Source organism: Flavobacterium sp. CG_9.1 (assembly GCF_015751645.1).
Classification (GTDB): domain Bacteria; phylum Bacteroidota; class Bacteroidia; order Flavobacteriales; family Flavobacteriaceae; genus Flavobacterium; species Flavobacterium xanthum.
The window spans coordinates 259019-265412 of record NZ_JADOVC010000001.1 but is presented as its reverse complement, the minus strand read 5'-3'; the positions used below and the strand labels follow the sequence as shown (position 1 = coordinate 265412).

Below are 6394 nucleotides of genomic sequence, written 5' to 3'. Positions count from 1 at the left end.
ATCAATAAAAAAATGTAAATTTGAACAGAAATTAGCTCATTATTTTGTGGCACATCATGACCGGAATTAGTGGCACATCATGACTGGAATATACAACTGCAGCGTACTCTTGTGAGCAAGCTTATTTCAAAATTATTGAAAGACATCAAGCTCAAAAATTCTTTGACCTCGCTTTTGTAGACATAAGTTTGCCTACTTACCCTGCTCAAAATCTTTACACTGGTATTGATATAGCTAAACTAATTAAATATTATTTTCCAGCTTGCAAAATAGTTATGCTCACCAAGCACAGCGAACCTGCAATTGTCACTCCTGCATTACAAGAAATTAATCCTGAGGGATTTATTTTAAAGAATGACATTAATGCCGCTACTTTGGTAGCGGCATACCAAGCTATTATGATGGGTGCCACCTTTTGCAGTAGTACCATAACTAAAGTGCAAAAAGAGAGTGCCATAGATAGATTAAATTTGGACGCTATTGATTGCCAGATCTTGACACTGCTTGATAAGAAAATTACAACAAAAGACATGCCGAATCACATTGATCTTTGCTTAAATGCGATTGAAAAAAGGAAAACCAATATTAAAAACCAACTTTTAAAAGACAAAGGTAACAATGCAGCTATAGTTACTGCTGCAAAAAAACTAGAGCTTCTATAAACTTAACACATACCCTACTTTTTTAACATAAAAACCATAAAATTAATTATTTAACAAACAGTAAATTTAAAAGAGATATAACTTATCTGACTCACGTGCAATAAACTAACGAAATAAATTTCTTAAAATATGAAAAAAACCACACGTAAAATTTTATTAATCATTTTGCTATCAACATTTTTTGCCTTAACAGCTTGCAATCATGATGTATTAAATGAAAATATTCAGAATATAGATGCAGGAATTAAATCAAAAAAAATAACATTTGATCAATTTAAAAAGCAAAAAAAGGCTTTTTCAATAGTCTCAGATATTAACAAAAAACAAAATGAATTAAAGTTGCTTTCTAACAAAACCACCAACAACACAGTTAGCAATTTTACTATTGATACACAGAAAGGATTACATCTTGAATATGCAAATCTTCACTCTTTTACTTTTCCTATTCATAGAGAAGTTGATAATGGAAAAGTCGAAAATTTAGTTTTAAGTTTTCAAAACGATGGAAGTTATAAAGTGAAAATATTAAAATATAATTTAACACAGCAAGAGAAAATTGATATTGCAAACGACCAACTCAAAAATATTCAAAATCCAATTATTACAATACCTATTGAAAATTTTAATTTAAATGCAAAAATATCTAGTTGTGAAACAGTAACAGAAACCATTTGGGTTTCTTGTAGTCACGGTATTCATAATTCATCAAATATTAACACCTGGGCACAATGTGAGGCAGCAACTCCTCCCAGGGTTTATACTGTTTCAAAAATTAAATGTATCACCGCTGATGGTAGTACCGGTGGTAGTCCACCAATTGATGATGGTTTTGGAGACAATTATGGTACGGGAGGCGGTAGTTATCCCGTAAATTATCCTACACCTGAAACAAATCCCTATGAATATGAAAATGGTATTTCCACACCAATATTAACTACGCAAAACAACTACGATATTAGAAACACTCAACTATTCAATCAAAGTCTAACACCTCAACAAACACAATGGTCTTCAGAAAATCTTAACGCTTATAACTTTATTTTAAATTTAGTTAGAAATAAAAACTGGACGGATGAGAGTAAAGGGTTTGGCAAGGACTTGATTGACTTAATAATAAGTTCTAATTTAAATATTTTTACAAGTTATTCTAACTTAAGTTATGAGTTCAATAATCTAAGTGATTTTGAACACTTTATCAATTACGAGGAAGATTTAAATATAGTTTCAGTTGCTATACCATTCCAAGTTGATAAAAAAATTACAAATCGAAATATAAAAATAGCACCCCTACTTGATTTAAGACTTCAAATTGTTATAACACCAAGTCCTAATTTCTCATTAGATGAAACCAATAGTACAACATTTCTAGAATCCACCCTTCTCCCAGGAAATAGCTGGACACAAACTGCATATATAGTTACAAAATCAAGTAGTAATGACGCGGGTACAACAGCGGAAATTACTATTACTGGATATATTAACATTGGAGTAAAGGTAGCAGATTATGAAATAGGCGTAAAACGTTTAAAAGAAATCATTATTAGTATTGACAAAAATACAGGTAATATAAACTACACTAAAGTCAAAAATTTAAATTAATATCATGATAGAAAACATAGCATATTTTGTTCCAGCACTTATAATTTCAATTATTTCAATTATTTTAATTGATTTGTATTTATTAGTAAGAAAAATACTTTTGCTTAAGATTAAATATTATTCAGACCTAGTTAATAAAATTGAACATAAGGAAATTTAAAAACTTTCGATAAGCAATATTATAAATATCTAAAAAAGTAATTTCTGTAAAATTTCATAATAAAAAATAGGCTGTCCGAAAAGTAATTTAGGACAGCCTCTTTTTAAAATTATTGCAGTCTTTTACTCCTCCTCCACCATATCGATATGCCTGTCATGATAGCCCAACAAATACAAAACACCATCCAATCCTAAACTAGAAATAGAACTTTCTGCTTTTTCTTTTACGGTAGGTTTGGCATGAAAAGCAATTCCTAAACCTGCTAAGTTTAACATCGGTAAATCATTGGCGCCATCTCCCACCGCAATGGTCTGATTGATATGAATGCCTTCTTTATCGGCAATGGCTTGAAGGTATTCCGCTTTCTTTTTACCATCGACAATTTCGCCTAAATAATTACCCGTTAATTTACCATCAATGATTTCTAACTCATTGGCGTGAACGTAATCAATCCCTAATTCCTTTTGCAAGTATTTCCCAAAAAAGGTAAAACCTCCGGATAAAATCGCAGTTTTATAGCCATAATATTTCAAGGCTTTCATCAAGCGATGCGCGCCTTTTGTTATGGGTAAATTTTCGGCAACCTTTTGCAATACCTCTTCACTCAAACCTTCGAGCAAAGCCATGCGTTGTTTGAAGCTTTCGCTAAAATCGATTTCACCGTTCATGGCTGCTTCTGTAATGGCGCGAACTTGCTCCCCCACACCCGCTAACTCGGCTAATTCATCAATTACTTCGGTTTGAATTAAGGTCGAATCCATATCAAAACACACCAAACGTCGATTTCTGCGATACATATTGTCTTCCTGAAACGAAATATCGACATCTAAGGTTCTGGAAATTTCCATAAAACTGGCGGTCATAAACGTTTTATCGACGATCGTTCCTGTCACTGACAATTGGATACAGGAGCGTGGAAACTCCTCTTTTTCAATAATAGAAACCCGACCTGTTAATCTTTTGATTGCGTCAATATTCAAATTTTGGTTCGACAATATTTTAGTTACAGCTGCCAATTGAACCGCCGTTAATGTCTCACCCAAAACATTGATAGAGTAGCGTTGTTTTCGTTGTCCTTTAACCCATATTTCGTAATCGGGAATAGAAATTGGTATGAACTTCACTTTCACGCCCAATTCGTATGCCTTAAACAATAAATCTTTTAGAACAGGCCCTGAAGAGGAACCCGCTTTTATTTCAAATAAAATACCTAAAGAAAGCGTATCATGGATATCTGCTTGACCAATATCCAGAATAATGGCATCGTAAGTCGCCAAAATGGATGTTAAACCAGCAGTAACTCCTGGTTTGTCCTGACCTGAAACTTTTAGTAAAATTACTTCTATTTCGTCTGTTTGCATGCTATGTTTATATGATTTAGAATAGACAAAAATCGACAATCTGACGTTGATAAAAAAAAATAATGTCCCTTTTTTCAAACAATAACAAATAGTGTAATTTCCCCATAAAAAAACCTGTCCAAATGAATGAACAGGTTTGTATTTTTAAGAAAAATGCATTTTTTACGATGCAATCTCCAAACGTTTCAATAAATTTTTATTCAAGCTGAGAGTTTATAATTAAAAATAAGTTTTTACTGCAAATTCAAATTGTTCCATAAAAATTTTCTTGAAAGCACTAATATTGTTTTGCTCATAAAAAACAAGCATTGCCTTTTTATAATCAATAGAATCTACAGTTCTAAAAGATAACGGACAGTATCTATTATGCATCAAAATAGCATTGCTAATTATTCTTGCTGTACGCTTATTCCCATCCGAAAAGGGCTGAATATAAGACAACAAAACTAAGGCTAATAATGCCTTTTCAAAAATATTATCTTTAGTATTGATTAGCTCACACATGTCGCGTAATACTTCTTTTATTTGAAATTCATTATCCAAAGGCTTATAATTTGTTCCTGAAATACCCACTCTTCTATTTCTGATATTTCTATCAATCCCTAAACCTTCTATAAGCAAACTGTGAATATCTTCTATTCGCGAAACGGTTAAAGGATTTACATAATCAGAATTATCCAAAATAAAATCTAATGCCGCTTTATGATTCAATAACATAACAGCCTCATCTTTAGTTTTGCCTGCTGCTGTTTCTTTCTCTTTTAATAATCTTTCTGTTTCTAATAATGAATACGTGTTTCCTTCTATTTGGGAAGATTTCCAACTTAAATCAATGGCTAACCTTTCAAATTCTTGATTATATTCAACTGCAGTCAGTTTTGAAATGTTCTCGCTAAAATTATTTTGAAGATGTGATAATTTTATGATTTCATCATTGGTAAATATTGAAACGGTATTCAATGTTTCTTTTATTAAATTAAAATTAAATACCTCTTTTATTTGCCTTTCATCAATTTCTTTTGCAAAATAAGTTTCTATATCTATTGGAAATAAAACATCCAACCCTTTACTTATATAATATTTAGTCGCTTTCCCTCTTCCAATTGTAACAATAAAATTCTGGCTTAATAGTGCTGCAATCGTTCTTTTAATAGTTGCAAAAGCTACTAAATTACCCAACCCCTCATGAATATCTTTTGATGAGCTATTGGGATATTTGTTAATATAATGTAGAATCTCTTTTTTTAAATCGAATTTATACTTTGCCATAAATCTTACTTTGAGCTCACAAATTTAAAAAATAAAGCTCAAAAACATATGTTTTTGAGCTTTATTTAATTTTTTATTGAGCTTGAAATTTTTTACGATGCAATCTCCAAACGTTTCAATAAATTTTTATTCAACGTCTCTTTAGCGTAATCTACATCTATTTCTAAAATTTTGTCATCAGAACTTGGTAATTCATACATCGCATCAGTTAAGATGGCTTCGCATAAAGAACGCAATCCACGTGCTCCTAATTTATATTCTAACGCTTTATCCACAATAAAATCCAAGGCTTCATCTGTGATGGTAAAAGTTACTTCATCCATCAAAAACAATTTCTCGTATTGTTTGATCAACGCATTTTTAGGCTGTGTCAAAATCGCACGCAACGTTTCTCTGTCTAAAGGATCCATGTGTGTCAAAACTGGTAAACGACCAATAATTTCTGGAATCAATCCAAAATCCTTGATGTCTTTTGGGATAATGTATTGCAACAAATTGTCTTTATCTATATTATCCACATTTTTTGAAGTCGAATACCCCACGGCTTGACGGTTCAATCGTTTCGAAATAATTCTTTCGATTCCATCAAAAGCACCACCGGCGATAAACAAGATGTTTTGTGTATTTACCTCAACAAATTTTTGGTCTGGGTGCTTGCGCCCTCCTTTTGGTGGCACATTTACAACGGTTCCTTCTAGTAATTTCAATAAGGCTTGTTGCACCCCTTCACCCGAAACATCACGCGTAATAGATGGATTGTCACTCTTGCGTGCAATTTTATCTATTTCGTCAATGAATACAATGCCGCGTTCTGCTTTGGCTACATCATAATCAGCAGCTTGCAAAAGACGTGTCAAAATACTTTCAACATCTTCCCCAACATAACCTGCTTCTGTAAGAACGGTCGCATCAACGATTGCCAAAGGAACGTCTAACATTTTTGCAATGGTTTTAGCCACTAATGTTTTTCCTGTTCCGGTTTGACCCACCATGATGATGTTACTTTTTTCAATCTCTACTTCATCGTCTAATTGCTGTTGCATCAAACGTTTGTAGTGGTTGTAAACTGCCACCGACATTACTTTTTTAGTTTGGTCTTGCCCAATTACATATTGATCCAAAAACGCTCTGATTTCTTTTGGTTTTTTCAAAATCAAATCACCAACAATTTTTGAACTTCCGCCAGATTTTAATTCTTCTAAAACAATTCCGTGCGCTTGTTCGATACATTTATCACAAATATGTGCATTGATTCCAGCAATCAATAAACTAGTTTCTGGCTTTTTTCTTCCACAAAACGAACATTCTAATACTACTTTTGCCATTCTTTTTTTGTTTAAAGT

5 protein-coding genes are annotated in these 6394 nt (G+C 32.4%); 2 read left to right on the top strand and 3 right to left on the bottom strand.

Features of this window, described 5'->3' with window-relative positions:
* Positions 1-275 precede the first annotated feature (275 nt).
* A complete protein-coding gene (locus IWX83_RS01170) occupies positions 276-662 on the top strand; it encodes a hypothetical protein (RefSeq protein ID WP_370568383.1) in 387 nt (128 codons plus the stop codon).
* Positions 663-791: 129 nt separating this feature from the next.
* Positions 792-2261: a hypothetical protein gene (locus IWX83_RS01165; protein ID WP_196827064.1), complete on the top strand. Its 1470-nt coding sequence runs from the start codon at positions 792-794 to the stop codon at positions 2259-2261.
* Between the two features lie 282 nt (positions 2262-2543).
* On the opposite strand, the gene serB is transcribed toward IWX83_RS01165, so the two are convergent.
* The 3 genes from serB to clpX form a co-directional block, all read right to left on the bottom strand.
* On the bottom strand, positions 2544-3782 hold the full coding sequence (serB, locus tag IWX83_RS01160) for a phosphoserine phosphatase SerB (RefSeq protein WP_196827062.1): 1239 nt from the start codon (positions 3780-3782) through the stop codon (positions 2544-2546).
* A gap of 219 nt (positions 3783-4001) precedes the next feature.
* Complete coding sequence (locus tag IWX83_RS01155) at positions 4002-5051, bottom strand: Fic family protein (RefSeq protein ID WP_196827061.1); 1050 nt, start codon at positions 5049-5051, stop codon at positions 4002-4004.
* 92 nt (positions 5052-5143) lie between these two features.
* Positions 5144-6376 (bottom strand): ATP-dependent Clp protease ATP-binding subunit ClpX, encoded by a 1233-nt coding sequence (clpX, locus tag IWX83_RS01150; RefSeq protein WP_073351822.1) that lies wholly within the window; start codon positions 6374-6376, stop codon positions 5144-5146.
* Between the last annotated feature and the right edge of the window lie 18 nt (positions 6377-6394).

Bases quoted from the DNA above. Each gene is read 5' to 3' on its own strand.
- IWX83_RS01170 (WP_370568383.1), top strand. From the start codon at position 276: ATGCTCACCAAGCACAGCGAACCTGCAATTGTCACTCCTGCATTACAA.
- IWX83_RS01165 (WP_196827064.1), top strand. From the start codon at position 792: ATGAAAAAAACCACACGTAAAATTTTATTAATCATTTTGCTATCAACA.
- serB (WP_196827062.1), bottom strand. From the start codon at position 3,782: ATGCAAACAGACGAAATAGAAGTAATTTTACTAAAAGTTTCAGGTCAG.
- IWX83_RS01155 (WP_196827061.1), bottom strand. From the start codon at position 5,051: ATGGCAAAGTATAAATTCGATTTAAAAAAAGAGATTCTACATTATATT.
- clpX (WP_073351822.1), bottom strand. From the start codon at position 6,376: ATGGCAAAAGTAGTATTAGAATGTTCGTTTTGTGGAAGAAAAAAGCCA.